Below are 24,485 nucleotides of genomic sequence, written 5' to 3'. Positions count from 1 at the left end.
CCCGTTCCGGGGAGGAGCAACATTATTGCAACTCATTCGCATTTGCAAAAATAATCCCCAACGCACGGTTGAACCGTTAACCGGATCGGCCTAAGCCGCGCCCGAACTTTTGCAGGAGGGCATGCGCATGGCACGCAACAAGATCGCTCTTATCGGCGCCGGCAATATCGGGGGCACGCTCGCGCATCTGGCGCTGACGCGGGACCTGGGCGACGTGGTGCTGTTCGACGTCGTCGAGGGCGTGCCGCAGGGCAAGGCGCTCGACCTCAACCAGTGCGGTCCGGTCGAAGGCAAGGACGGCAATCTCAAAGGCACCAACGATTACGCCGACATCGCCGGCGCCGACGTCTGCATCGTCACCGCCGGCGTCGCCCGCAAGCCGGGCATGAGCCGGGACGACCTGCTCGGCATCAATCTGAAGGTGATGAAAGCGGTCGGCGAGGGCATCAAGGCACATGCGCCGAATGCCTTCGTCATCTGCATCACCAACCCCCTGGACGCGATGGTCTGGGCGCTGCGCGAATTCTCGGGCCTTCCGCACCACATGGTGGTCGGCATGGCCGGCGTGCTGGACAGCGCCCGCTTCCGCCACTTCCTCGCCGAGGAATTCGGCGTCTCGAAGCAGGACGTGACCGCGTTCGTGCTTGGCGGCCACGGCGATACGATGGTGCCGGTGATCGAATATTCGACCGTCGCCGGCATCCCGATCCCGGCGCTGATCAAGATGGGCTGGTCGACCCAGGAGCGGATCGACGCGATCGTCGACCGCACCCGCAAGGGCGGCGGCGAGATCGTCGCGCTGCTGAAGACCGGCTCCGCTTACTATGCGCCCGCCACCAGCGGCATCGAAATGGCCGAGGCGTATCTGAAGGACAAGAAGCGCCTCCTGCCCTGCGCCGCCTATCTCGACGGCCAGTACGGCCAGAAGGGCCTTTATGTCGGCGTGCCCGTGATCCTGGGCGCCGGCGGCGTCGAGAAGGTCGTGGAGATCGAGCTGAACGACAAGGCGAAGGCCAATTTCCAGACCTCGGTCGACGCGGTCAAGGAGCTGATGGTCGCCTGTGCCGCGATCGATACCAGCCTCAAGGCCTAACGGTCCCTCATTTATCTACCGAACGAAGGTCGCTCCATGTCCATTCTCGTCAACGCGAACACCAAGGTGATCACCCAGGGCTTTACCGGCGCCCAGGGCACGTTCCATTCGGAGCAGGCGATCGCCTATGGCACCAAGGTCGTCGGCGGCGTCACGCCGGGGAAGGGTGGGCAGACGCATATCGGCCTGCCGGTGTTCGACACGGTCGCGGAAGCGGTCGCGAAGACGGGCGCGGACGCGTCGGTGATCTACGTGCCGCCGCCCTTTGCCGCGGATTCGATCCTGGAGGCGATCGACGCCGAAGTGCCGCTGATCGTCACCATCACCGAAGGCATTCCGGTGCTGGACATGGTGAAGGTGAAGCGCGCGCTGTCCGGCTCGAAATCGCGCCTGATCGGCCCGAACTGCCCGGGCGTGCTGACGCCGAACGAGTGCAAGATCGGCATCATGCCCGGCAACATCTTCAAGAAGGGCTCGGTCGGCGTCGTCTCGCGCTCCGGCACGCTGACCTACGAAGCGGTGTTCCAGACCTCGAATGCCGGCCTCGGCCAGACCACCGCGGTCGGCATCGGCGGCGATCCGGTCAACGGCACCAACTTCATCGACGTGCTGGAGCTGTTCCTGGCCGACGACGAAACCAAGTCGATCATCATGATCGGCGAGATCGGCGGCGACGCGGAAGAGCAGGCGGCGCAGTTCCTGATCGACGAGGCAAAGAAGGGCCGCAGCAAGCCGACCGTCGGCTTCATCGCCGGCCGCACTGCGCCTCCCGGTCGCCGCATGGGCCATGCCGGCGCGATCGTCTCCGGCGGCAAGGGCGGCGCCGAGGACAAGATCGCGGCGATGGAAGCCGCCGGCATCCGCGTTTCGCCGAGCCCGGCGGAACTGGGCGAGACGCTGATGGCTTTGTTGAAGGGCTGAGAGTTTTTGCTCCTCCCCGGAACGGGGAGGGGGACCAGCCCCGGCTTGCCGGGGATGGTGGAGGGGTCGGAGCGCCGGTCGAAGTCCTCGGCCCCTCCAACACCCGGCTCCGCCGGGCGGTTCCCCTCCCCGTTCCGGGGAGGAGTTGGAGATCGCGTATGGGATACCAGAATCTGAGCTTCGACCAGCTGGAGGGCGTCTCGCCCTCGTTCGTCGAGGCGCTGTACCGCAGCTACGCAGCGAACCCCAGCTCGGTCGAGCCGAGCTGGCGCGATTTCTTCGCCGGCCTTGAGGGCAGCAGCGATGGCCCGAGCTGGAAGCGCCCGAACTGGCCGCTCCCCGACACTGACGCGCTGACCGCCGCGCTCGATCCGACGCAGAGTGCGATTCCGCCCAAGCCCGACAAGAAACCGTCCGCCCCCGCTGCCGCGCCGGACACCGACGCGATCGCCAAGGCCGCCGGCGACTCGATCCGCGCGATGATGCTGATCCGCACCTACCGGGTGCGCGGGCATCTCGCGGCGCAGCTCGATCCGCTCGGCATCAGCAAGCGCGAGCTGCCGGCCGACCTGACGCCTGAATATCACGGCTTTTCCGGCGCCGATCTCGACCGGCCGGTCTATCTGGGCGGCGTGCTCGGCCTCCAGACCGCGACGGTGCGCGAGATCGTCGCGATCCTCCAGCGCAATTACTGCGGGCCCGTCGGCCTCGAATATATGCACATCGCCGACACCGAAGAACGGCGCTTCCTGCAGGAAAGGTTCGAAGGCCGCGACAAAGCGATCGAGTTCACGCCCGAGGGCAAGACCGCAATCCTGTCGGCGGTGATCCGCGGCGAGCAGTTCGAGAAGTTCCTCGGCCGCAAATATGTAGGCACCAAGCGCTTCGGCCTGGACGGCGGCGAGGCGATGATCCCGGCGCTGGAAGCCGTCATCAAATATGGCGGCGCGATGGGCGTGCGTGAGATCGTCTACGGCATGGCGCACCGCGGCCGGCTGAACGTGCTCGCCAACGTGATGGCGAAGCCGTTCCGCGTGATCTTCCACGAATTCTCGGGCGGCTCGGCGAACCCTGAGGATGTGGGCGGCTCGGGCGACGTCAAATATCACCTCGGCACCTCCACCGACCGCGAGTTCGACGGGATCAGCGTCCATATGTCGCTGGTGCCCAATCCGTCGCACCTTGAGGCGGTGGACCCGGTCGTGCTCGGCAAGACCCGCGCGACCCAGGTGATGCGCGACAATCTGGACAAGCATGACCAGGCGCTGCCGGTGCTGATTCATGGCGACGCCGCGTTCGCGGGCCAGGGCATCGTCTGGGAATGCCTCGGCTTCTCGGGCGTGCGCGGCTACAATACCGGCGGCTGCGTCCATTTCATCATCAACAACCAGATCGGCTTCACGACGAGCCCGCAATTCGCGCGCTCCTCGCCCTATCCGTCGGATGTGGCGAAGGGCGTGCAGGCGCCGATCTTCCATGTGAACGGCGACGATCCGGAAGCGGTCACCTACGCCTGCAAGATCGCGATCGAGTTCCGCCAGCGCTTCGGCCGCGACATCGTGATCGACATGTGGTGCTATCGCCGCTTCGGCCATAACGAGGGCGACGAGCCGAGTTTCACCCAGCCGCTGATGTACGCGGCGATCAAGGGGCACCCGCCGGTCAGCGGCATCTACGGCGCCCGCCTGCGCCAAGAAGGCGTGATCGACGATCAGTTCGCCGATCAGGCCGCGAGCAGCTTCACCGCGCATCTGGAGGAGGAGTTCGAGGCCGCGAAATCCTATCTGCCGAACAAGGCGGACTGGTTCGCCGGCCGCTGGTCGGGTCTCAGCAAGCCCGCCGATGCGGAAACCGCGCGTCGCAACGTCGATACCGGCATCGACCGCAAGCTGTTCGACAGCCTCGGCCGCACGCTGACGACGGTGCCGGAAGGCGTCAACGTCCACAAGACGCTTGCGCGCATTCTCGATGCCAAGCGCGAGATGTTCACGTCTGGCCAGGGGTTCGACTGGGCGACCGGCGAGGCGCTCGCGTTCGGCAGCCTCGTGACGGAAGGCTATGGCGTGCGCCTGTCGGGCCAGGATTCCGGCCGCGGCACGTTCAGCCAGCGCCACGCGGTTTGGGTCGATCAGGCGACCGAAGCCAAATATGTGCCGCTGGCGACGCTTCCGCACGGCCGGTTCGAGGTGCTGGACTCGCCGCTTTCCGAATATGGCGTGCTCGGCTTCGAATATGGCTATGCCGGCGCCGACCCGAAGACCCTGGTGCTCTGGGAAGCGCAGTTCGGCGATTTCGCGAACGGCGCGCAGATCATGATCGACCAGTTCATCGCCGCCGGCGAGGCCAAGTGGCTGCGCGCCAACGGCCTCGTGATGCTGCTGCCGCACGGCTATGAAGGGCAGGGGCCGGAGCATAGCTCGGCGCGGCTGGAGCGGTATCTGCAGCTCTGCGCGCAGGACAATATGCAGGTCGCGAACTGCACCACGCCTGCGAACTATTTTCACATCCTGCGGCGCCAGATGCTGCGGCCGTTCCGCAAGCCGCTCATCATCATGACGCCCAAGTCGCTGCTGCGGCACAAGATGGCCGTGTCCTCGACCGACGATTTCTTGGGGACCAGCCATTTCCGCCGCCTGCTGTCCGACCCTTCCGCGCCGGCCGACAAGGACGTGAAGCGGCTGGTGCTCTGCACCGGCAAAGTGGCCTACGACCTGATCGAGGCGCGCGATGCCGCCGGCGACAAGAACACCGCGATCGTTCGTGTCGAGCAGCTTTACCCGTTCCCGGGCGAGCCGCTGACCGAGCGGCTGAAGCGCATGACGAACCTCGAAGAGGTCGTCTGGGCCCAGGAAGAGCCGAAGAACAACGGCGCCTGGTTCTTTGTCGAGCCTTTCATCGAAGAATGCCTGCACGACGCCGGCGTGAAGCCCTCGCGCCCGCGTTACGCCGGTCGCGCGGCCTCGGCCTCGCCTGCCACTGGTCTGGCGAAACGGCATGTGGCGGAGCAGGGCGCGCTCGTCGCCGACGCGCTCGGCCACAATGTCCGCGAAGAGATCCGGCGCACCCGTTCGGGCGCGACCACCGCGACCAAGGGGCCGAAGCAAGGCCCGTCGAGCTAAGGAAGAAGACGAATGGCGACCGAAATCAAGGTTCCGACACTCGGCGAATCGATCACCGAGGCGACGATCGGCGAATGGCTGAAAAAGCCGGGCGACCCGGTGAAGGTCGACGAGCCGGTGGCGAGCCTCGAGACCGACAAGGTCTCGGTCGAGGTGCCGTCGCCCGTCGCCGGCGTGATGGGCCAATATGCTGCCCAGGTCGGCGACACGGTGCAGGTCGGCGCGGTGATCGGCTCGGTGGAGTCCAGCGCCGGTGTGCCGCCCCAGGTTGCGCCTGCCGCGTCTCCGGCGCCCGCACCTGCTCCGGCCGCCGCGCCCGCTCCCGCGCATGAGGAGCCTGCGGGCGACCTGACGCTGTCGCCGTCGGTGCGGCGGATGGTGCTGGAGCATGGGCTCGATCCGACCCAGATCAAGGGCACCGGCAAGGACGGGCGTCTCACCAAGGAAGACGTGCAGCACGCAATCGACACTGCGCAGTCCAAGCCTGCGCCGGCACCGGCGCCCGCTCCAACTCCCGCGCCTGCCCCCGCCCAGGCCGGCGAGCGCCGCGAGGAACGCGTGCGCATGACGCGCCTCCGCCAAACGATCGCGACGCGCCTCAAGGAAGCGCAGAACACCGCCGCGATGCTGACGACGTTCAACGACGTCGACATGACCGCGGTCATGGAAGCGCGCGCGAAGTACAAGGACCTGTTCGAAAAGAAGCACGGCGTCCGCCTCGGCTTCATGGGCTTCTTCGTGAAGGCGGCGGTCCAGGCGCTGCGCGACATCCCGGCCGTCAACGGCTCGATCGAAGGCGATGAGATCGTCTATCGCGACTATGTCGACGTGTCGGTCGCAGTCTCGGCGCCCAATGGCCTCGTCGTGCCGGTCGTTCGCGACGCGCAGGACCTGTCGGTCGCCGGGATCGAGAAGACCATCGCGGACTTCGGCAAGCGCGCCAAGGACGGCACGCTGAAGATGGAGGAGATGCGCGGCGGCACCTTCACCATCTCGAACGGCGGCGTGTTCGGCTCGCTGCTCTCCACCCCGATCATCAACCCGCCCCAGTCGGCGGTCCTCGGCCTCCATCGGATCGAGGAGCGCCCCGTCGTGCGCGACGGCCAGATCGTCGTCCGCCCGATGATGTACCTGGCGCTCAGCTACGACCACCGCTTGGTCGACGGCCGCGAGGCGGTCACGTTCCTCGTCGCCCTCAAAAATGCTATCGAGGACCCGACAAGGCTGTTGATTGACCTTTGAGGCAAATGATGGACTGGCGCGAGCATATCCATTCCAACCCGGACATTCTCGGCGGCAAGCCGGTCGTGAAGGGCACACGGATTTCCGTGGAGCTCATTCTCGAATACTTCGCCGACGGCTGCTCGATGCAGGACGTGCTTGAGGCCTATCCGCATATCACGGAAGCGCAGGTTCGCGCCGCCTTGGCGTTTGCACACGATATGGTGGCAGAAGAGCGCACGATAGCCGAGCGCCGCGCGGCCTGACGCGTGTTGGTCGTCGCCGATGAGAATGTATCGTTTCTCCTCGTCGCGCGCCTCCGCGGCGCCGGACATGAAGTCGACTGGATTGCGGAAAGTGCGCCCGGAATCGGCGATACCGATGTGTTGTCCCGCGCGCGAGCGGCGGACGCGGTGCTCGTGACCTTTGACCGGGATTTCGGTGAACTCGTCTTCGTGCGGGGTGAACAGGCGCCCAGAAACATTATCTATTCGCGGCTCGGGCGCGCCGAGCCCGACGTCGCGGCTGATCTGATCCTTTCGGCTCTCGCCGCTGGGCTTCCACCCGGCCAGATGGTCACCGTTACTCGAAGCAACGTTCGCTTTACCGATTTTCCCTCTGGAGCTCTCAATGGCTGACTATGATTTCGACGTTCTCGTGATCGGCGCCGGGCCCGGCGGCTATGTGGCCGCGATCCGGGCGGCGCAGCTGGGGCTGAAGACGGCGTGCGCGGAAAGCCGCGAGACGCTGGGCGGCACTTGCCTGAATGTCGGCTGCATTCCGTCGAAGGCGTTGCTGCACGCGTCCGAATATTTCGACCAGGCGGCGAACGGCAGCTTTGCGAAGCTCGGCATCAAGGTCACGCCGGAACTCGACCTCGACGCGATGCACGGCCAGCGGAAGGACGCGGTCAAGCAGCTGACCGGCGGCATCGAGTTCCTGTTCAAGAAGAACAAGGTCGAATGGCTGAAGGGCCGCGCCGCCTTTACCGGCAAGGACAGCGTCAAGGTCGGCGACCGCGAGGTTCGCGCGAAGAACATCGTCATCGCCACCGGCTCGTCGGTGACGCCGCTGCCGGGGGTCGAGGTCGATAATGCGAAAGGCGTGATCGTCGATTCGACCGGCGCGCTGGAGCTGGCGAAGGTGCCCGAGCATATGGTCGTGATCGGCGGCGGCGTGATCGGGCTGGAGCTCGGCTCGGTCTGGCGGCGCTTGGGCGCGAAGGTCACCTGCGTCGAGTTCCTCGACCAGATCCTGCCCGGGTTCGACGGCGAGGTCCGCAAGGAAGCGAACAAGATCTTCAAGAAGCAGGGCTTCGAATTCCGCCTGTCGACCAAGGTCACCGGCGCGACCGTCAAGAACGGCAAGGCCACCCTGACGGTCGAGCCGGCCGCCGGCGGGGCGTCGGAAACGATCGAGGCGGACGTCGTGCTGGTCTCGATCGGCCGCCGCCCCAACACCGAGGGCCTGAACCTCGAGGCCGCGGGCCTGAAGACCAACCCTCGTGGCCAGATCGAGACCGATCACGATTTCCGCACGTCGGTGCCCGGCGTCTGGGCGATCGGCGACGTCATTCCCGGTCCGATGCTCGCCCACAAGGCCGAGGACGAAGGCATCGCGGTCGCCGAGAATATCGCGGGCCTCACCGGCATCGTGAATCACGACGTGATCCCGTCGGTCGTCTATACTTGGCCCGAGATCGCCGGCGTCGGCCTGACCGAGGAGCAGGCGAAGGAGCGCGGTCCGGTCAAGACCGGCAAATTCCCGATGATGGCCAACAGCCGCGCCAAGACCAACCATGAGCCCGACGGCTTTGTGAAGGTCGTCGCCGACGCGAACACCGACCGCGTTCTCGGTGTCTGGATGATCGCCAGCGTCGCCGGCACGATGATCGCCCAGGCCGCTCAGGCAATGGAGTTCGGCGCCACGTCCGAAGACGTCGCCTACACCTGCCACGCCCACCCGACCCATTCGGAAGCGCTGAAGGAAGCGGCAATGGCGGTGACGGGCAAGCCGATTCACGTCTAGCCGGCGAGCGATTAGCGAAGCTAATCGCGAGCGAACAAGGCTAGACCGGCCGGCGCGGCCACAGCCGCGACCGACGACGCGGGCTTCGCCCACGGCGCGCGCAAGGGAACCTGGTGCCGCCTCATCCGTCTCTTCGTTACGGAGGAGAGACGATGCGTGCCCCCTGGATATTGCTGGCCCTCCCCCTGGCCCTTGCCGGGTGCGGCAAGAAGCCGGCCGGCTTGCCCGACGATCCGATCAGGCGCGCCGCGACCTGCGGTGTCGTCGCGGCCGCGAATGCGCGGCGGGCGCTCGGCAGTGTCGATGCGACGCTCACGATCGAGCAGCAGGCGCATATTCTCCACTACGCGCTGATCGAGGGCGCGGCCGGCGGCAGCTTCGATCGCACGCGCTCGGCGGCGGTGGTCAACGCGATGCCGAAGCTGGGCGATAAGGTGACGGCCGGCAAATGGGAGCCGCTGGTCGGCGAATGCGCCGATGCCTATCCCGCGACCAGGCCGGTCGAGAGCGTGACGCTGCCGTCCGATCCGCTGACGGCCGAGGCCGGCTGCCACGACCTGTCGGACTTCATCACCACCGCCCTGCGCAGCCAGGAGCAGAATTACATCGACCGCATCCGCGCCTATGACGCGATGGAGCGCAAGCTCGACAACCGCATGGGCGCGACGCTGAAGGCGCGCGGGCTGAACCAGGTCCAGGCGAACGAAGCGCGGGCCAAGGCGCTGGCCAAGCTCGCGACGCTCGGCCCGCCGATCGCCGTGCTGGATCAGTGCGCGAAGAAATTCGGACCCTAACTCCCCCAAACTCCGCAAGCTCCGAGCAGTCGTTTCTCGACTTCGCTCGAAACGAACGGATTCTATGGGTAAGGGCGGAGCAGATGAACCCCCTCACGCCCTTCCTCCCCTGGTTCGACCTGTTCGGCATTGCCGTGTTCGCCGCCTCAGGCGCGCTCGCGGCGGCGCAGCGGCGGCAGACGTTCGTCACTTTCGCCTTCTTCGCGCTGGTCACCGGCGTCGGCGGCGGCACGGTCAGGGATCTGCTGATCAATGCGCCGGTCTTCTGGGTCCGCGACTGGCGGGTCGCGGCGGTGTGCCTTTCGATGGCCGGGCTGATCTGGCTGACGCCGCAGCGCTGGTGGCACGGGCGTGCGCTCGACTGGTTCGACGCGGTCGGTCTTGCCGCCTATGCGGTGTTCGGCGCCGCCAAGGCGCTCGCGTTCGGCGTGCCCCCGGTGGTCGCGGTGCTGATGGGCGTGATCACCGCCAGCGTCGGCGGCATCATCCGCGACGTGCTGGCGGGCGAGCCCTCGATCCTGCTCCGGCCGGAGCTCTACGTCACCGCCGCCGCGCTCGCCGCCGCGCTGTTCGTGCTGCTCAGCTGGGCGGGACTCCCCATCGCCATCGCCGCCCCGATCGCGGCCCTCAGCGGCTTCGCGCTGCGGGCGCTTGCGATCTGGCGCGGGCTCAAGCTGCCAGCGTATCAACGCTAGTCAGGCGAGGGCGAGGCCGAGCGCTCCGCCCGCCTGCGCCGCGGCGATCACCATCAGGTAAGTGGAAAAGGGCTGCTTTCGCGTCTTGTGCCGGAACATCTGGCGGGCGGCGAAGGCGGCTGGCGTGCCTCCGAACAGCGCGAGCGCCAGCAAGTTTCTCTCCGGAATGCGGCGGCGCGCAGCGCGAGCGGCGTCCTTGTCCCACCAGAAGGCGAGCAGAGTCGCGATATTGATCGCGGCCAGGAACAGGCAGAGCGCCGCTGTCACTGCTTCAGGATAGGTCGAAACCGGTTACCGGATGGTCGCCGCCGGCCATGTCCTCAAACGCCCGCGGCTCGGCGGGCGGGTGGCCGGGCTCCTGGAGCTCGGCCTGCCACAGCCCGACATCCACCCATCGCCCCAGCTTCCAGCCGACCTGCCGGTACACGCCCGCGCGGCGGAAGCCGGCCAGCTCGTGCAGCTTCACCGATGCGTCGTTCGGCAGCGAGATTGCGGCGATCGCCTGGGTAAAGCCTTGGGCGCGCAGGATGTCGAGCAGTCGCGCATAGAGCAGCCGCCCGACGCCCCGGCGCTGCGCGCCGTCGGCGATATAGACCGTCGTCTCCACGGCCCAGCGATAGGCGGTGCGGTCGCGGAACCGGTCGGCATAGGCATAGCCGAGCACCGTTCCGTCCTCCTCCGCCACCAGCCAGGGGAAGCGGCCCGCCAGCTTCGCGATCCGCGCGCGCATCTCGTCCGCGCTCGGCGCCTGCTCTTCGAACGAGGCGATGCCCCGCGTCACGTGCGGTGCGTAGATCGCGGCGATCGCCTCGGCGTCCCCGGCACGCCCAACCCGGATCCGGATCATCGCGCCAGCAGCGAGAGCAGCCAGCGGCCGAGATTCCGGTCCGGTGTCCGCGGCGCCAGCGCGATTTCGCATTCCAGGCAGCGCGCCTGGATCGACGCCCCGCTTGCCAGCCTCCGGGCGTCGTCGATCGCGGTCCAGGCGATCGCCTGCTGCCGCGCTGCCAGCCGCGACAGCATGTCGCTGCCGTCGTCCTCGCCTTCATTGTCGGGCCGCGACCAGTCGCTCGCCAGCTGCTCCCACCAGCTCGGCTGCTTTTCCAGATAGACGATGCTGGGGCTGGAGATTTTTGCCCGCCGCGCCGCCTCCGCCACGGCATCGTCCAGGCCGCCGAACGCATCGACCAGCCCCAGCTGGCGCGCGCTGCCGCCGTCCCACACCCGGCCCTGGCCGATCTCGTTCACGCGCGCCGGCGCCAGATGCCGCGATGCCGCGACCAGCGCGATGAAGCGGCCATAGATATCGTCGACGCCGGTCTGGGCGAGCTTGTCGAACGCGGGCGTGGTGCCGCCGAACAGGTCGGGCTGGCCCGATAGCGGCGTGGTCTTCACGCCGTCGGTGGTGATGCCGATCTTGGCGAGCGACGCTTCGAAGGTCGGCAGCACGCCGAACACGCCGATCGATCCGGTGATCGTGGTCGGCTCGGCAAAGATGTGGTCGCCCGCGCTTGCCACCCAATAGCCGCCCGAAGCCGCGACCGATCCCATCGACACGACCACCGGCAGGCCCTTCGCCTTGGCCTCGAGCAAGGCGGACCGGATGCGCTCCGACGCGAGCGCCGATCCGCCGGGGGAGTCGATCCGCACCACCAGCGCCTTCACGTCGCCGCGGGCGAGCGCCTGGCGGATCGTCCGCGCGATCGTCTCGCCGCCTGCCGAGCCGAGCCCGGCATTACCGTCCTCGATCGTGCCGGCGACAGTTACCACGCCGATATTGCCGCCCTTGTATTTGAGCGGGTGTTCGGCCGTCCAATCGTCGAGCCGGACGGTGCGGAATCCGCCGGTCTTGTCGTCCTTGCCGGCCACCTGGGCCACGCGCGCGCCGAACGCCTCGCGCTCGCCAAGCTTGTCGACCAGGCCATAGCCGACCGCGGCCTGAGAGAGATTGCCCGCGCCTGCCGGGTTCGCGACGGCCTCGGCCAGCCTGGCCTTGGGCCGCGCGTTCGCGACATTGCGCTGCCAGCCCTGCCACAGCGCCGTCGCCAGCGCTTCGTTCGCCTGCCGCGCCTCGGGTGACTGGTCCGTGCGGATATACGGCTCGACCGCCGACTTGAACGCGCCGACGCGGTAGACATGCGCGTTGACGCCCAGCTTATCGAGCAGGCCCTTGTAATACAGCCGCGACCCGCCCGGCCCGGCAAAGGCGGCGCCGCCCATCGGGCTCATCCACACTTCGCTGGCGTGCGCGGCGAGCAGATAGCTGTCGTCGGTATAGCCGGTCGCATAGGCGAACACCGGCTTGCCGGCGCGCTTCACCCGGTCCAGCGCTTCGCCGACTGTTTCCAGCGCGACCTGCCCGCCGCCCAGGAACCGATCGAGGTCGAGCACCACGGCTTTGATATCGTCATCGGTTCGTGCCGCATCGAGCGCCCGGACCACGTCGCGCAGCCGATGTTCGCGCGCGACTGCGGCCCCGCCGGCGGTCAGCGAATCGAGCGGGCCGCGATCGGCGGGCTGCTCGACGATCGTGCCGTTCAGGTCCAGCAGCAGCGCCCCCGATCCGACCGGCCGGTTGGGACTGTAGGTCAGAACCGCGTGCAGCGCTCCGAAGAACAGCAGCATGAAGATAAGGACGAGCGCGTCCTTGATGCCGACGAGCAGCCGCCAGAAACCGGCCAGAAAACGCATGAGAACCGCCTCGCTGTTGCCCGGGGACAATCCAGCGAGGCGGTGCGCTTTTCAAGTCAGGCGTGCAAGGCCCGCGGATGGCGGCGGCGCAGCGTCGCGCCTGCCACCGCGAAGCCGGCGATCATCATGGCCCAGCTCGCCGGCTCCGGAACCGCGGCGAGGGGATCGATGAAGCGATTGTCGACCAGCCATGTGCCGGCATTGACCGTCACGCCGTCGGGCAGGTTGAATGCGTCGCTGCCGCTCACGAATTTGAAGCTGCCGCCGAAATCGGTGGCGGCGACCGCGCCGTTGCCGCCGGTGCTGGCGCTGGACTGCAGCCGGAGCCGCAGGATGATCGGCGTGTTCAGCGCGACCTCGACCCGTGGCGTCGTCAGCACCGCATCGGTGGTCGGCCCAAGCGTTCCGGACACGGAAAACGGGTTCTGCTCGATCGAGAAGCCGTCCGTGCTGTTATTGAAGAAGCGGAAAAAGAAGAATCCCTGGTTGAGCGTCACGGCGCCTTCGACGCTGTCACCGGCCGCACCCATGCCGGCCGCGAAATCCAGCACGCCGTGCAGCAGCAGGTTGGCCGACACATCGGCGACGGTCTGGCCGGGGTTGGACGAGCTGAAGATCAGCGTGTCCTCAAAAACGGCCTCGCCGCTGATTCCGGTGCCGAGGCTGCTGTCGGTGTGCGAGTCCGCCTGCGCGAAAGCGCCGATATGGCCAAAGCTGGAGACAGCCGAAGCGAAGACCGCGCCAACATCGGGCCGGTTGCACGTCACCATGCTGTTGACCGGATGATCGCCGTCCTGATGATCGCTGCATTGGGCTGCGCTGAAGCTGGGCGTGCCTCCCTGTGCGACGAAGCGCGGGAAGGCGAGGGCGCTGGTGCTGCCCGTCAACAGCAGGATCACCGCCGTCTGACGAATGATGGCCTTCATGCCTGTTCTCCCTGTTCTGGTGCGGAGAGTTTAGCGGAGCGATGCGCTCGCCTCCCATCGGCCGGACGGACGAGCCGGATGGCCTAGTCGCTTGCGCGGGCGTGGGGACGGCGCATCATGCCCGCCATGAACGCAAAGGCGACCACGAGAGACGTGTCGACGCAGGCGGTCGCGCTCGCCCTGTTCGTGTTCGTGAACTTCTTTTTCATTCGCGTCGTCGCGCGCCTGCCGGCGCTGAACGCGATGCTGATGGCGGCCTTGACGGTCAGCTTTGCCGCAATCTGGGCGGGGCTGCTGTTCTGGCGTCTGCTGTCCCGGGCGGTCGCGTCGGACCGCGACCGGATCGTCCGGCAGGACACGGGGATCATCTGGGGCGGCACCGCGCTGTCGGCGCTGTTCTTCTGGCTCTCCATGCCGTTCGCGACTGAAGGGCAGCGGATGCTCGCGGTCTTCTTCACGGCGGCGACCGTCGCGCACACGACGCTGGTTACGATCCGGCCGATCGACGCCGGCCCGGTCCGGCGCGCCGCGCTGCTCGGCCTGCCAATTTCGACGGTCTTATATTTCCTCGTCCACCGCGACGCCTACAGCGTGCCGGTGATCTTCTTCTCGGTCGCGAACGCCTGGTCGTTCGTCACCCTGCGCGGCGTGGCGCAGCGCTCGCTCGCGCGGGCGCGGGATGCGCGGCGGGAAGCGGAGCAGGCCCGGGATGCGCGCACACGCTTCCTTGCCGCCGCGTCCCATGACCTGCAGCAGCCGCTCCAGGCGGCACGGCTGTTCTTCGACCAGGCGATCCGCGCGCCGGACGCGCGGCGGCGCCAGGCCGCGATCGGCCACCTCACCCGCGCATTCGATGCGATGGAGCACTTGCTGACCGGCACGCTCGATCATCTCCGGCTGGAACGGCAGGACATCGCCCCCGCGATCGAGCGCGTGGCCGCCGGCACCGTGATCGCGCGCGTCGTCGAGCGGAGCGAGCCCGCGGCGCGGCTGGCGGGCATCGGCCTTGTCGCCGTCGCCACCAGCGCTGCGCTGAGCGCCGACCCGGCACTGGCGGAACGCGCGCTCGGCAACCTGGTCGCGAACGCCGTTCGGCATTCCGGCGGCCGTCGCGTGCTGGTCGGCGCGCGCCGTCGCCGGGGCCGCGTGCGCCTCTGCGTGATCGACGACGGCCACGGCATCCCGGATGCGGACCGCGCAACGCTGTTCGACGAGTTCGTCCAGGGCTCCGATCACGGCGATCATATCCGCGGCGGCTTCGGCCTCGGCCTCGCCTCCGCACGGCGCCTCGCCCGGCTGATGGACGGCGACGCGGGGCTCGATCCGAAATGGGAAAGGGGCAGCGCCTTCTGGCTTGAACTTCCCGCAGGTTGAGAGGAATCTCCCGCCGACGGGGGAAGGGCGCGTGCAAAGCTGCCTGATCTGCGACGATCATGCCCTGATGCGGGATGCGCTGGCCGGCGCGGTCGGGCTCGGCTGGCCGGGGGCGGCCGTGACGCTGGCGGCCGACTTTCCCTCCGCCTGGTCCGCCGCCGCCGCGCGCGCGCCCGACCTGATCCTCAGCGATCTCGCGATGCCGGGCGCGGCGCCGCTCGACGGCATCGCCCGCCTGCGCTCGGCCGCGCCCGGCACGCCGATCCTGGTCGTGACCGGGAATGAAGACGGCGCGTTGCTGCTCGACCTGTTCGACTTGGGCATCGCCGGCTTCGTGCCGAAGACCGCGCGGGCCGAGGCGATCGAGGCGGCGATCCGCGTCGTGCTGGCGGGCGAGCGCTATCTGCCGGCGCGCATCCTCGACCTGATCGGCCGCCGTTCGGGGTCGGTCGCTTCGCCGATGCCCGCGACGCGGCTGACCGGGCGCCAGGCCGAAATCCTGGAGCGGATGGCAGCCGGCGAATCGAACAAGACGATCGCGCGGGCGCTCGATCTGTCGCCCTCGACGGTCAAGACGCATGCCGCCGCCGCATTTGCTGCACTGGGTGCCGCAAACCGCACCGAGGCGGTCGTCCGCGCGCGCGAACTGAAGCTGATCTGATGCGTTTTTTCGTTGCGGGCTCGCCTTGACGAGCCATGAACGCGGGCACATATGCGCCCCGCTGGCACTCGCTTGAGCTGAGTGCCAACAGTCATCAATCGGAGGGTTTCAACTCATGAACTTTCGTCCGCTGCACGACCGCGTGCTCGTTCGTCGCGTCGAGGCCGAGGAAAAGACGGCCGGCGGGATCATCATCCCCGACACCGCCAAGGAAAAGCCGCAGGAAGGCGAAGTCGTCGCCGCCGGCGCCGGCGCCAAGTCGGAAGACGGCAAGGTGACTCCGCTCGACGTCAAGGCCGGCGACCGCATCCTGTTCGGCAAATGGTCGGGCACCGAGGTCAAGGTCAACGGCGAAGACCTGATCATCATGAAGGAAAGCGACATCCTCGGGATCGTCGGCTGAACCCTCTCATTCAACTTTAAACGAAGGACATCAACATGGCAGCCAAAGACGTCCGTTTTGCCCGCGACGCGCGTGAGCGCATCCTGCGCGGCGTGGACATCCTCGCCGACGCGGTGAAGGTCACCCTCGGCCCCAAGGGCCGCAACGTCGTCATCGACAAGTCGTTCGGCGCCCCGCGCATCACCAAGGACGGCGTGACCGTCGCCAAGGAAATCGAACTGAAGGACAAGTTCGAGAACATGGGCGCGCAGATGCTGCGCGAGGTTGCGTCGAAGACCAACGACCTGGCCGGCGACGGCACCACCACCGCCACCGTGCTCGCCCAGGCGATCGTGCGTGAGGGCATGAAGTCGGTCGCGGCCGGCATGAACCCGATGGATCTGAAGCGCGGCATCGATCTCGCCGTCGCCAAGGTCGTCGAGGACCTGAAGAGCCGCTCGAAGCCGGTCCAGGGCTCGAACGAAATCGCCCAGGTCGGCATCATCTCGGCCAATGGCGACACCGAAGTCGGCGAGAAGATCGCCGAGGCGATGGAAAAGGTCGGCAAGGAAGGCGTGATCACCGTCGAAGAGGCGAAGGGTCTCGAATTCGAGCTCGACGTCGTCGAAGGCATGCAGTTCGACCGCGGCTATCTGTCGCCCTATTTCATCACCAATCCGGAAAAGATGCAGGTCGAGCTCAACGACCCGTACATCCTGATCCACGAGAAGAAGCTCTCCAACCTGCAGGCGATGCTGCCGATCCTCGAAGCGGTCGTGCAGAGCGGCCGTCCGCTGCTCATCATCGCCGAGGACATCGAGGGCGAGGCGCTGGCGACCCTGGTCGTCAACAAGCTGCGCGGCGGCCTGAAGGTCGCGGCCGTGAAGGCGCCGGGCTTCGGCGATCGCCGCAAGGCGATGCTGGAAGACATCGCGATCCTGACCAAGGGCGAGATGATCTCGGAAGATCTGGGCATCAAGCTGGAGAGCGTCACGCTCGGCATGCTGGGCCAGGCCAAGCGCGTCACCATCGACAAGGACAACACCACGATCGTCGACGGCGCCGGCGAAGCGGAGGCCATCAAGGGCCGCACCGAGGCGATCCGCCAGCAGATCGAGGTGACCACGTCCGACTATGACCGTGAGAAGCTGCAGGAGCGGCTGGCGAAGCTCGCCGGCGGTGTCGCGGTGATCAAGGTCGGCGGCGCGTCCGAGGTCGAGGTGAAGGAACGCAAGGACCGCGTCGACGACGCGTTGCACGCGACCCGCGCCGCGGTCGAGGAAGGCATCGTCCCCGGCGGCGGTACCGCGCTCCTCTACGCGACGAAGGCGCTTGAGGGCCTGAAGGGTCAGAATGACGATCAGACTCGCGGCGTCGACATCATCCGCAAGGCCTTGCAGGCGCCGGTCCGCCAGATCGCGCAGAACGCGGGTCAGGACGGTGCGGTGGTCGCCGGCAAGCTGGTCGACGGCAACGACCCGACGCTCGGCTTCAACGCCCAGACCGAAGTGTACGAGAACCTGGTCCAGGCCGGCGTGATCGACCCGACCAAGGTCGTCCGCGCCGCGCTGCAGGACGCGGCCTCGGTGGCCGGCCTGCTGATCACCACCGAAGCCACCATCGCGGAACTGCCGGAAGACAAGCCGGCGATGCCGATGGGCGGCGCCGGCATGGGCGGCATGGGCGGCATGGACTTCTGACCGAGTTCGGCCCGCGCTAGCGTGAAGCTAGCGCGGGACTCGAACCGGTCCGGCCGGCGCCCCTGCGGGGCGACCGACGAGGCGGCGGCTTCGCCGTCGCCGGTCCAGACCGAAGCAAAAAAGGGCCGGAGAGCACCACGCTCTCCGGCCCTTTCTTATGCCCCTCTCCCGCAAGCGGGAGAGCGCGACTCGCGCCTGTGGGCGCGAGCGGGGTGAGGGCATTGGGCGCCGTACGAAGGAGCGCGAAAACCGAGCCTCGATATTGTCGTGACGCGGACAGTCGGCCTGACAACCCGGAAGCTAGCGGCTAAACGGCCGCCTCATTCTCCTCCCGGTCCACCCTGATGGCCAGATTGCCCTTGCTCTCCTCCAGACGCCTTCGCCTGCATTCGGCCCGAACGCAGCGGCAGCTTATCTTCCTTCTGGGGGGCGTCGTCGTGGGCGCGTCGGCCGTGGCGCTGGCGCTGCTGGCGGACTCGGCCCAGGCGGCGTTTCGACACCTGATCGGCCGCTGGCATTATCTCCCGCTGGTGCTGACACCGCTCGGTCTCGGTCTTGCCGCCTGGCTCACGCGGCGGGTCTTTCCCAATTCGCAAGGCAGCGGCATTCCGCAGGCGATCGCCGCCCGGCACCTGACCGATCAGGGCGCGCGCGGCACTCTGGTTTCCATCCGCATCGCGATCGGCAAAATCCTCCTGACCCTGTTCGGATTGCTGTGCGGCGCGTCCATCGGACGCGAGGGACCGACCGTGCAGGTCGGCGCCTCGATCATGTTCGCGATCGGCCGTCTGTCGCCGCGCCGGCAGGCGGGTCTCATTCTGGCGGGTGCCTCGGCCGGTGTGGCAGCCGCCTTCAACACGCCGCTCGCGGGCATCGTGTTCGGCATCGAAGAGATGAGCCGCGCTTTCGAGGCAAAGACCAGCATGCTGCTGATCGGCGCCATCATCGCCGCCGGCCTCACCTCGCTCGCGCTGCTCGGTGACTATACCTATTTCGGAACCACGTCGGTGAAGCTTGGGCTGGCCGACTGGCTCGCGGTTCCCGTCTGCGGGGTGGCCGGTGGCCTTCTGGGGGGCGTGTTCAGCCGCATCCTGGTCGAGTTCGGCCGCGGCCTGCCGGGCGCCACCGGGCGAGCCATCAAGCGCCATCCGATCCTGTTCGCCGCCGCGTGCGGCCTGGGAATCGCGCTCTGCGGCCTGGCCTCGAGCGATACGATCTACGGCACCGGCTATGCCCAGGTGAAACCCCTCCTGGACAAAGGCATGCCGCTTCCGCAGTCATTCGGACTGCTCAAGCTCGTGGCGACCGCGCTCGCTGCGATCAGCGGCATCCCAGGCGGCATCTTCTCCCCGTCGCTCGCCGTCGGCGCCGGCATCGGCTTCAACCTCTCAGGCATCTTTCCGGGAACGCCGCTCGACGCGCTCGTGCTGCTCGGCATGGTCTCCTATTTTGCCGGGGTGGTCCAGGCGCCCATCACCGCCTTCGTCATCGTGACAGAGATGACGAATGACCACGCAATGGTCGTTCCGCTGATGGCCGCCGCCTTCATCGGCCAGGCAGCGTCGCGCCTGATCTGCAAGGACGGCGTCTATCACGCGCTCTCCAGGAATTTCGTGGCAGCCGCCGCGCCCGCCGAGGTGAGAGGCCGGCCGTAGCCGTCCGGGAAGCGCCCATCATCGGGCGGCGCTCGAACCTTGCCGGAGCGCTCCGGGACGGGCCCATATTGTAACCTGATCCTATGAGCGTGCGGCCGCGCGCTGCGACGCGTCACCGCACGTCCGGTCAGTGGGCAGTGAACACCCGCTTGGGCAGCACCACGTGCACGCCCTTGCTCCGGTCCACCAACTCCGTCACGTCGACATCGCCCGCAGTGCTCACCAGCATATAGGCGTCGTCGCGAGTCATGCCTTTCGCGGCAACGAGAAAGTTGATCATGTTCCTCACAGCCTTGCGGGCGGCGTTGGACAGATCCTCGTCAAAGCCCATGGCCACATAGCTGTCGGGCGTCTCCGCGCGCGGATAGGTCGCCTCGACCGCCGCGCCTTCGCCCTTTTTGTGCAGCACGAGCTGAAGCGTCCCGGTGAGCGAGGTTTCCAGCGCGGTGATATCCACCTCGCCATTGCCCTGCGCTGCGTGTCCGTCGCCCACTTCCAGCAGCGCGCCCGGCGCGTGGACGGGTAAAAACAGCGTCGTGCCCGCGACCAGCATTCGATTGTCCATGTTGCCGCCGTGGATCGCGGGCGCAGTCGAATCGTAGCGCCCGAACGCGGCCGGCGGCGCGACACCGATCGAGCCGAAGAAGGGGTGGAGCGGAACCTCCACGCCCGGCGCGAGCGCGCCCGTCATCCGCCGCCGATCAAGCGGCACGATCTTGATGCGGCGATAGGGGAAGTCATCGGTCAGAAAGCCAGTGGTCGGGCCGAACGCGTTATAGGCGTACGGAATCGCGAGATCGATCTTCAGGATTCGGATTTCCAGCGTGTCGCCGGGCTCAGCGCCCTCGACCGCGATCGGACCGGTGAGGATGTGCCCGCCCGGCCCGCGCGCCGATGCGGGTACGCCGTCGAAGACGGCCCGCAACGAGGGCTCCACCTGATCTGCCGGCAGTCCCGCCGCCTCCAGCCCCTTGGGGCTGTTGGTCAGCAATGTGTGCACTACCACCGTGTCGCCCGAGCGGACGGTGAGGACGGGGGCCGCGGAGGCATCGTAATGGCCCCAGGCGACGGTTGCCGGCGTGGCAGGCAGGTCATATTGCTTTGCGTCCGCAACGCCCGCAGCAGCGAGCAGCGCCGCTCCGAACCACCAGGTAGTCGCCACGTCCGTCCCCTTATCCTCGAAGCGGCACAGGGTAGCGAAAGAGCGATCGCGAGCAACTGGAAGCTTTTGAACCGAAAGGCACCCGCGAACGCGCCGTCCCTCGCGCGCTTGCTGCCTGAAAGCTTCGAGGTGGCGGAGACCGCACGCGCTGCCGCTCAGGCACAGCTCAGGCGTCCCCGGCAACCGACATTCATTCATCTGAGTGAATCGCGGTCTCAGACAGGCGCAGCCATCGACTCGGAACAACTTGGATTGGGACGCACCTGAGCGCGTAATGCGTTGGTCGGTCGCGAAGGTTCCCGGTATGCCGCTTCAGGAACAGTGAGGGGTAAGGCGTGTACGAAGTTGCAGCGACCGACATTTTCTACGACGCCGATGGTCTAACGATGACCGCCCATTTAGCACGGCCAATCGGCGAAGGCCCTTGGCCCGCGGTTCTCATTGGACACGACGGCGTTGGTCTTGACGACTATCAGCGGGGCCGTGCTGATGATCTCGCCGCGCACGGTTATGTCGCGCTCGCGATGGACTTTCATGGCGGACAGACCTTCTTCGGTAGGCCTGAAGCAATGTTGGCCCGAACCATGCCATTGCTGGCCGACGCTGAGCGGATGCGGGCCATTGGTCGCATAGCGCTGGATGCTCTGCTCGCGACACCTGATGTTGACGCCGACCAGCTCTTCACTCTCGGCTATGGCGCTGGCGGCCGCATCGTTCTTGAGCTTGCGAAAACAGGCGTACCCTTCAAAGCCATCGCGGTCGTGCATCCTGGCTTGCCCGAACCAAATTCTCATGACTGGCACGATGTGAATAGCACAGTCCTTCTTTGTACTGGCTCCGAGGACCCTATCTGCACTCCCGATCAGCTTCTTGCGTTTGGTCACGCGTTACAGGACTCCGGGGTTGATTGGCGCGTAAACATTTATGGTGGTGCTAAGCACGCCTTTTGGGCCCGCCCTGCAAACGCAGACGGATTGGCGACCGACGGGTTCACTCATGTTCAAGCGACCGTGCCGGGTGTCGGCTATCACCCGAAGCATACAGAGCGATATTGGCGGGCAGTTCTTGACCTCTTCGGAGAGGATTGTGGGAGTTCTGACCGGTCCACGTAAACGGACGCGTGTTGGATAGCGAGCAACGGCCGCGTTATGTCAAAACCGACCGGTCTCGACGCCGGGCGGATCGACGGCTTTCGACGCCGCCGCTCTCAAAGCCTGCTGGAGTGCAATCGGCCAGAACCGGACATGATTGGTGATCCTGACGGTCGGGTCTTCGAGTTCACAAGCGCCTGAAGGAGCCTGAGCTATCCCTCTGTCCCACCGGCCACCTCCGCCGGCTAATCGCAAGAGTTAAGCCGACACATCCCTACCCCGCCGTTACCGCCAAAACAGTCGTGAATCCTTAAGCACTTCCCCTGCACCCTGCCGGCAACTGTCAGCGCCTGGAGGGGCAAATGTTGAAGACACTCGGTTCGCTCACCTGCGCGCTCGTGATGAGCGCGGCGCTCCTGCCGGCAGCGGCGCACGCCGATGATCCGCACGACCCCTCGATGCGCAGCCCGGCGGCGCGGGCGCGGGATCGGGCGATCATCCGGCGGATGAACCAGGATCAGCTCGCCTATGTCCGGAAGCGGGACGCCGGCCGGATGCAGGCCTTCCACGATGCGCGGGCCGGTCGTGACGCCCGCTACGCAGATGCCCGCGCCGACTATCAGCGCAAGATGGCCGAGTGGCGCCACGCGGTCGCCGCCTGCAGGGCGGGCCGCTGGGAATATTGCGATCGGTAGGTGCCGCAAACCCTCTCCCAGAGGGAGAGGGCGACTCGCGCGCCGAGCGCGAGCGGGGTGAGGGGTTCGTGCGTATCCGGATAAGTCCGATCCCCTCACCCGGACGCGCTGCCGCGCGTCTCGACCTCTCCCCATAGGAGAGGTGGTTTCCTCTCTTGCTCCGGGAGGGGGACAATTCCCTGTCCTACACCCCCGCCGCCGTGCGACACTCCGCGCCGGGCCATGCACTGCATCAACCGATCTTCTGCGAGCGCGGATTCCGCGATCTCGGCCGGCGCATTGCGCGCCCGTCGCCCTTCCGCCGCATACCGAAAGTGGACGGAAATTTTCGGGAATCCATGTGAATGTCGTCCATTTCGACCGGTTTGTCCCAGTCGCGCGCACGACGTCGCTGACTTATCGAACGAGCGCCGCATTTCCCTTTCGCGCCCTCACGCGTTAACGGCGCACGCCATGCCTCGTCCTCTCCCCACCCTCGCGATCGTCGGCCGTCCCAATGTCGGCAAGTCGACGCTGTTCAACCGGCTCGTCGGCAAGAAACTGGCGCTGGTCGACGACCGGCCCGGCGTCACGCGCGACCGGCGTGAGGGCGACGCGCACCTGATCGGGCTCGATTTCCGCGTCATCGACACCGCGGGCTTTGAGAATGAGGACCCGCAGTCGCTCCCCGGCCGGATGCGCGCGCAGACCGAGGCGGCGGTGCGCGAGGCCGATGTCGCGCTGTTCCTGATCGACGGCCGCGCGGGGCTGGTGCCGCTCGACGAAGAAATCGCCCGCTGGCTGCGCGCCGAGGACACGCCCGTCGTGGTCGCGGTCAACAAGGCGGAAGGACGTGCGGGCGAGCAGGGAGCGCTGGAGGCGCTGGCATTGGGCTTTGGCGATCCCATCCAGATTTCGGCCGAGCATGGCGAAGGGCTGGCCGACCTGTTCGAGGCGCTGCTGCCCTGGCTGGACCGCGAGAATGAGCCGGAGGAGGAGCTTGACGAAGAGGATCCGTCAGCCCCGCTGAAGCTCGCGATCGTGGGCCGCCCGAACGCCGGCAAGTCGACGCTCGTCAACCGCATCCTCGGCCAGGAGCGGATGATCACCGGGCCCGAGGCCGGCATCACCCGCGATTCGATCGCGATCGACATGGAATGGGACGGGCGGCCGATCCGGCTGATCGACACCGCCGGCATGCGCAAGCGCGCGAACGTCACCGATAAGCTGGAAAAGCTCTCGGTCGCGGACGGCCTCCGCGCGGTCGATTTCGCCGAGGTGGTGGTGCTGCTGCTCGACGCCACCCGCGGCCTCGAGGCGCAGGACCTGCGCATCGCCGACGCGGTGCTGCAGGAAGGCCGCGCGCTCGTCATCGCGCTCAACAAATGGGACGTGGCCGAGAATCCGAGCGCGTTGTTCAACGGCGTCAAGGCGGCGCTCGAAGAAGGCCTGAGCCAGGTCAAGGGCTTGCCGGTCCTCACCGTCTCGGCGGCGACGGGAAAGGGGCTCGACACGCTGCTGAAGGTGGCGTTCGAGACGCGCGAGGCGTGGTCGCGGCGCGTGCCGACGGGCGAGCTCAACCGCTGGTTCGAGGCGGCGATCGAGAAGAACCCGCCGCCCGCGCCCGGCGGCAAGCGGATCAAGCCGCGCTACATCACCCAGGCGAAGACACGGCCGCCCGGCTTTGTCCTCTTCGGCACCCGTGTCGACCTGCTGCCGGAAAGCTATCGCCGCTATCTGGTCAACGGCATCCGTCGTGATCTCGGTTTCGGCGCGGTGCCGGTGCGGCTGACGCTGCGGGCACCGAAAAATCCGTTCGACCGTTCCTGATGCGCAACCGACTGTTTACCTGAACGGCTTAAGGCTGAGCCCATGTCCGGGAACACCGCTTCGCTGATCGACTGGAACGCGTTCAACCAGGCGCGTGCCGAACTGGGTTCCGACTTCGTCCGCATCCTGGGCTATTTCAAGGAAGACGGGGTCAAATCGCTGGACGCGATCGAGGAAGCGATGCGGAGCAAGAGCGCTGCCGCCCTGGTCCGCCCGGCGCACACGCTGAAGGGCGAGGCGCGGCAGTTCGGGGCCGAGCCGCTCGCCGTGATCGCCGAGCGAATCGAGATCGTCTCGCGCCGCTGCGTCGAGCTTCACACCACGCCGGACGAGCTGATCCCGGACGTCGTCCAGCTCCGCCCGATGTTCGAAACCACGATGCAGATGTTCGATCGCGAGACCAACCCGCTGATGGAACGCCGGCCCCAGGGCTTCGGCCGCCGCGCCGTGTTCGGGCGCGCGGGCTAG

General features: G+C 67.1%; 23 protein-coding genes. 18 read left to right on the top strand and 5 right to left on the bottom strand.

The features are described 5' to 3' along the window. Positions 1-127: 127 nt before the first annotated feature. From mdh to SCH01S_RS08280, 9 genes are all read left to right on the top strand, one after another. Positions 128-1,093, top strand: a complete 966-nt coding sequence (gene mdh / locus SCH01S_RS08320) for a malate dehydrogenase (protein ID WP_046348343.1) — start codon at positions 128-130, stop codon at positions 1,091-1,093. Positions 1,094-1,129: 36 nt separating this feature from the next. Beyond that, on the top strand, positions 1,130-2,014 hold the full coding sequence (gene sucD, locus SCH01S_RS08315; protein ID WP_046348332.1) for a succinate--CoA ligase subunit alpha: 885 nt from the start codon (positions 1,130-1,132) through the stop codon (positions 2,012-2,014). A 158-nt stretch (positions 2,015-2,172) separates the two neighbouring features. Next, a complete protein-coding gene (locus tag SCH01S_RS08310) occupies positions 2,173-5,133 on the top strand; it encodes a 2-oxoglutarate dehydrogenase E1 component (RefSeq protein WP_046348331.1) in 2,961 nt (986 codons plus the stop codon). A gap of 12 nt (positions 5,134-5,145) precedes the next feature. After that, a complete protein-coding gene (gene odhB, locus SCH01S_RS08305) occupies positions 5,146-6,375 on the top strand; it encodes a 2-oxoglutarate dehydrogenase complex dihydrolipoyllysine-residue succinyltransferase (protein WP_046348330.1) in 1,230 nt (409 codons plus the stop codon). 5 nt (positions 6,376-6,380) lie between these two features. Beyond that, positions 6,381-6,620: a DUF433 domain-containing protein gene (locus SCH01S_RS08300; RefSeq protein ID WP_245612199.1), complete on the top strand. Its 240-nt coding sequence runs from the start codon at positions 6,381-6,383 to the stop codon at positions 6,618-6,620. Between the two features lie 6 nt (positions 6,621-6,626). Next, positions 6,627-6,992: a DUF5615 family PIN-like protein gene (locus SCH01S_RS15820; RefSeq protein WP_169746373.1), complete on the top strand. Its 366-nt coding sequence runs from the start codon at positions 6,627-6,629 to the stop codon at positions 6,990-6,992. Then, entirely contained in the window at positions 6,985-8,382 is a 1,398-nt protein-coding gene (gene lpdA / locus SCH01S_RS08290; protein ID WP_046348329.1) for a dihydrolipoyl dehydrogenase, read from the top strand. The genes SCH01S_RS15820 and lpdA overlap by 8 nt, the downstream gene beginning before the upstream one ends. A gap of 152 nt (positions 8,383-8,534) precedes the next feature. After that, entirely contained in the window at positions 8,535-9,176 is a 642-nt protein-coding gene (locus tag SCH01S_RS08285) for a hypothetical protein (protein WP_046348328.1), read from the top strand. Between the two features lie 83 nt (positions 9,177-9,259). Then, positions 9,260-9,871, top strand: coding sequence for a trimeric intracellular cation channel family protein (locus SCH01S_RS08280; RefSeq protein ID WP_046348327.1), 612 nt, complete (start codon positions 9,260-9,262; stop codon positions 9,869-9,871). Here SCH01S_RS08280 and SCH01S_RS08275 read toward each other — a convergent pair whose 3' ends face one another. Genes SCH01S_RS08275 through SCH01S_RS17140 form a run of 4 tightly spaced genes read right to left on the bottom strand, consistent with a single transcriptional unit; the run spans position 9,872 to position 13,488 of the window. Beyond that, positions 9,872-10,138, bottom strand: coding sequence for a DUF1294 domain-containing protein (locus SCH01S_RS08275; RefSeq protein ID WP_046348326.1), 267 nt, complete (start codon positions 10,136-10,138; stop codon positions 9,872-9,874). A 4-nt stretch (positions 10,139-10,142) separates the two neighbouring features. Next, complete coding sequence (locus SCH01S_RS08270) at positions 10,143-10,718, bottom strand: arsinothricin resistance N-acetyltransferase ArsN1 family B (protein ID WP_046348325.1); 576 nt, start codon at positions 10,716-10,718, stop codon at positions 10,143-10,145. Next, positions 10,715-12,562, bottom strand: coding sequence for a signal peptide peptidase SppA (gene sppA, locus SCH01S_RS08265; RefSeq protein WP_046348324.1), 1,848 nt, complete (start codon positions 12,560-12,562; stop codon positions 10,715-10,717). Before sppA ends, SCH01S_RS08270 begins: the two co-directional genes overlap by 4 nt. A 56-nt stretch (positions 12,563-12,618) precedes the next feature. After that, on the bottom strand, positions 12,619-13,488 hold the full coding sequence (locus SCH01S_RS17140; protein ID WP_046348323.1) for a PEPxxWA-CTERM sorting domain-containing protein: 870 nt from the start codon (positions 13,486-13,488) through the stop codon (positions 12,619-12,621). Positions 13,489-13,614: 126 nt separating this feature from the next. On the opposite strand from SCH01S_RS17140, the gene SCH01S_RS15815 reads away from it, so the two are divergent. The 5 genes from SCH01S_RS15815 to SCH01S_RS08235 all read left to right on the top strand — a co-directional run bounded on the left by SCH01S_RS15815 (position 13,615) and on the right by SCH01S_RS08235 (position 19,260). Next, complete coding sequence (locus SCH01S_RS15815) at positions 13,615-14,862, top strand: sensor histidine kinase (protein ID WP_052733858.1); 1,248 nt, start codon at positions 13,615-13,617, stop codon at positions 14,860-14,862. Between the two features lie 31 nt (positions 14,863-14,893). Further along, a complete protein-coding gene (locus SCH01S_RS08250) occupies positions 14,894-15,523 on the top strand; it encodes a response regulator (RefSeq protein ID WP_052733857.1) in 630 nt (209 codons plus the stop codon). A 115-nt stretch (positions 15,524-15,638) separates the two neighbouring features. After that, positions 15,639-15,926, top strand: a complete 288-nt coding sequence (gene groES, locus SCH01S_RS08245; RefSeq protein ID WP_046348322.1) for a co-chaperone GroES — start codon at positions 15,639-15,641, stop codon at positions 15,924-15,926. A gap of 35 nt (positions 15,927-15,961) precedes the next feature. Then, positions 15,962-17,605, top strand: coding sequence for a chaperonin GroEL (gene groL, locus SCH01S_RS08240; RefSeq protein ID WP_046348321.1), 1,644 nt, complete (start codon positions 15,962-15,964; stop codon positions 17,603-17,605). A 452-nt stretch (positions 17,606-18,057) separates the two neighbouring features. Further along, entirely contained in the window at positions 18,058-19,260 is a 1,203-nt protein-coding gene (locus SCH01S_RS08235) for a chloride channel protein (protein WP_217995425.1), read from the top strand. Positions 19,261-19,387: 127 nt separating this feature from the next. Here the strand turns inward: SCH01S_RS08235 and SCH01S_RS08230 are convergent, their stop codons facing one another. After that, a complete protein-coding gene (locus tag SCH01S_RS08230) occupies positions 19,388-20,422 on the bottom strand; it encodes an acetamidase/formamidase family protein (protein ID WP_245612198.1) in 1,035 nt (344 codons plus the stop codon). Between the two features lie 386 nt (positions 20,423-20,808). Here SCH01S_RS08230 and SCH01S_RS17420 point away from each other — a divergent pair, with 386 nt between their 5' ends. The 4 genes from SCH01S_RS17420 (at position 20,809) to SCH01S_RS08210 (ending at position 24,485) form a co-directional block, all read left to right on the top strand. Beyond that, positions 20,809-21,534, top strand: a complete 726-nt coding sequence (locus SCH01S_RS17420; RefSeq protein ID WP_084689468.1) for a dienelactone hydrolase family protein — start codon at positions 20,809-20,811, stop codon at positions 21,532-21,534. Positions 21,535-21,875: 341 nt separating this feature from the next. Then, positions 21,876-22,208 (top strand): hypothetical protein, encoded by a 333-nt coding sequence (locus tag SCH01S_RS08220; protein ID WP_046348318.1) that lies wholly within the window; start codon positions 21,876-21,878, stop codon positions 22,206-22,208. Positions 22,209-22,661: 453 nt separating this feature from the next. Next, the gene (gene der / locus SCH01S_RS08215) at positions 22,662-24,017 is read left to right on the top strand and encodes a ribosome biogenesis GTPase Der (RefSeq protein WP_046348317.1); all 1,356 of its coding nucleotides are present in this window, start codon (positions 22,662-22,664) and stop codon (positions 24,015-24,017) included. Positions 24,018-24,059: 42 nt separating this feature from the next. Further along, complete coding sequence (locus tag SCH01S_RS08210; protein ID WP_046348316.1) at positions 24,060-24,485, top strand: Hpt domain-containing protein; 426 nt, start codon at positions 24,060-24,062, stop codon at positions 24,483-24,485.

This window comes from Sphingomonas changbaiensis NBRC 104936, assembly GCF_000974765.1.
In the GTDB taxonomy this organism is placed as follows: domain Bacteria; phylum Pseudomonadota; class Alphaproteobacteria; order Sphingomonadales; family Sphingomonadaceae; genus Sphingomonas_B; species Sphingomonas_B changbaiensis.
The sequence above is the reverse complement of the archived record's forward strand: the minus strand, read 5'-3'. Positions and strand labels throughout refer to the sequence as shown.

Coding starts and splice junctions, on each gene's coding strand:
- SCH01S_RS17140 (WP_046348323.1), bottom strand. CDS start 13,488: ATGAAGGCCATCATTCGTCAGACGGCGGTGATCCTGCTGTTGACGGGC.
- groL (WP_046348321.1), top strand. CDS start 15,962: ATGGCAGCCAAAGACGTCCGTTTTGCCCGCGACGCGCGTGAGCGCATC.
- SCH01S_RS17420 (WP_084689468.1), top strand. CDS start 20,809: ATGACCGCCCATTTAGCACGGCCAATCGGCGAAGGCCCTTGGCCCGCG.
- sucD (WP_046348332.1), top strand. CDS start 1,130: ATGTCCATTCTCGTCAACGCGAACACCAAGGTGATCACCCAGGGCTTT.
- groES (WP_046348322.1), top strand. CDS start 15,639: ATGAACTTTCGTCCGCTGCACGACCGCGTGCTCGTTCGTCGCGTCGAG.
- der (WP_046348317.1), top strand. CDS start 22,662: ATGCCTCGTCCTCTCCCCACCCTCGCGATCGTCGGCCGTCCCAATGTC.
- SCH01S_RS08280 (WP_046348327.1), top strand. CDS start 9,260: ATGAACCCCCTCACGCCCTTCCTCCCCTGGTTCGACCTGTTCGGCATT.
- SCH01S_RS08285 (WP_046348328.1), top strand. CDS start 8,535: ATGCGTGCCCCCTGGATATTGCTGGCCCTCCCCCTGGCCCTTGCCGGG.
- SCH01S_RS08300 (WP_245612199.1), top strand. CDS start 6,381: ATGATGGACTGGCGCGAGCATATCCATTCCAACCCGGACATTCTCGGC.
- SCH01S_RS08210 (WP_046348316.1), top strand. CDS start 24,060: ATGTCCGGGAACACCGCTTCGCTGATCGACTGGAACGCGTTCAACCAG.
- lpdA (WP_046348329.1), top strand. CDS start 6,985: ATGGCTGACTATGATTTCGACGTTCTCGTGATCGGCGCCGGGCCCGGC.
- SCH01S_RS08310 (WP_046348331.1), top strand. CDS start 2,173: ATGGGATACCAGAATCTGAGCTTCGACCAGCTGGAGGGCGTCTCGCCC.
- mdh (WP_046348343.1), top strand. CDS start 128: ATGGCACGCAACAAGATCGCTCTTATCGGCGCCGGCAATATCGGGGGC.
- sppA (WP_046348324.1), bottom strand. CDS start 12,562: ATGCGTTTTCTGGCCGGTTTCTGGCGGCTGCTCGTCGGCATCAAGGAC.
- SCH01S_RS08220 (WP_046348318.1), top strand. CDS start 21,876: ATGTTGAAGACACTCGGTTCGCTCACCTGCGCGCTCGTGATGAGCGCG.
- odhB (WP_046348330.1), top strand. CDS start 5,146: ATGGCGACCGAAATCAAGGTTCCGACACTCGGCGAATCGATCACCGAG.
- SCH01S_RS08270 (WP_046348325.1), bottom strand. CDS start 10,718: ATGATCCGGATCCGGGTTGGGCGTGCCGGGGACGCCGAGGCGATCGCC.
- SCH01S_RS15815 (WP_052733858.1), top strand. CDS start 13,615: ATGAACGCAAAGGCGACCACGAGAGACGTGTCGACGCAGGCGGTCGCG.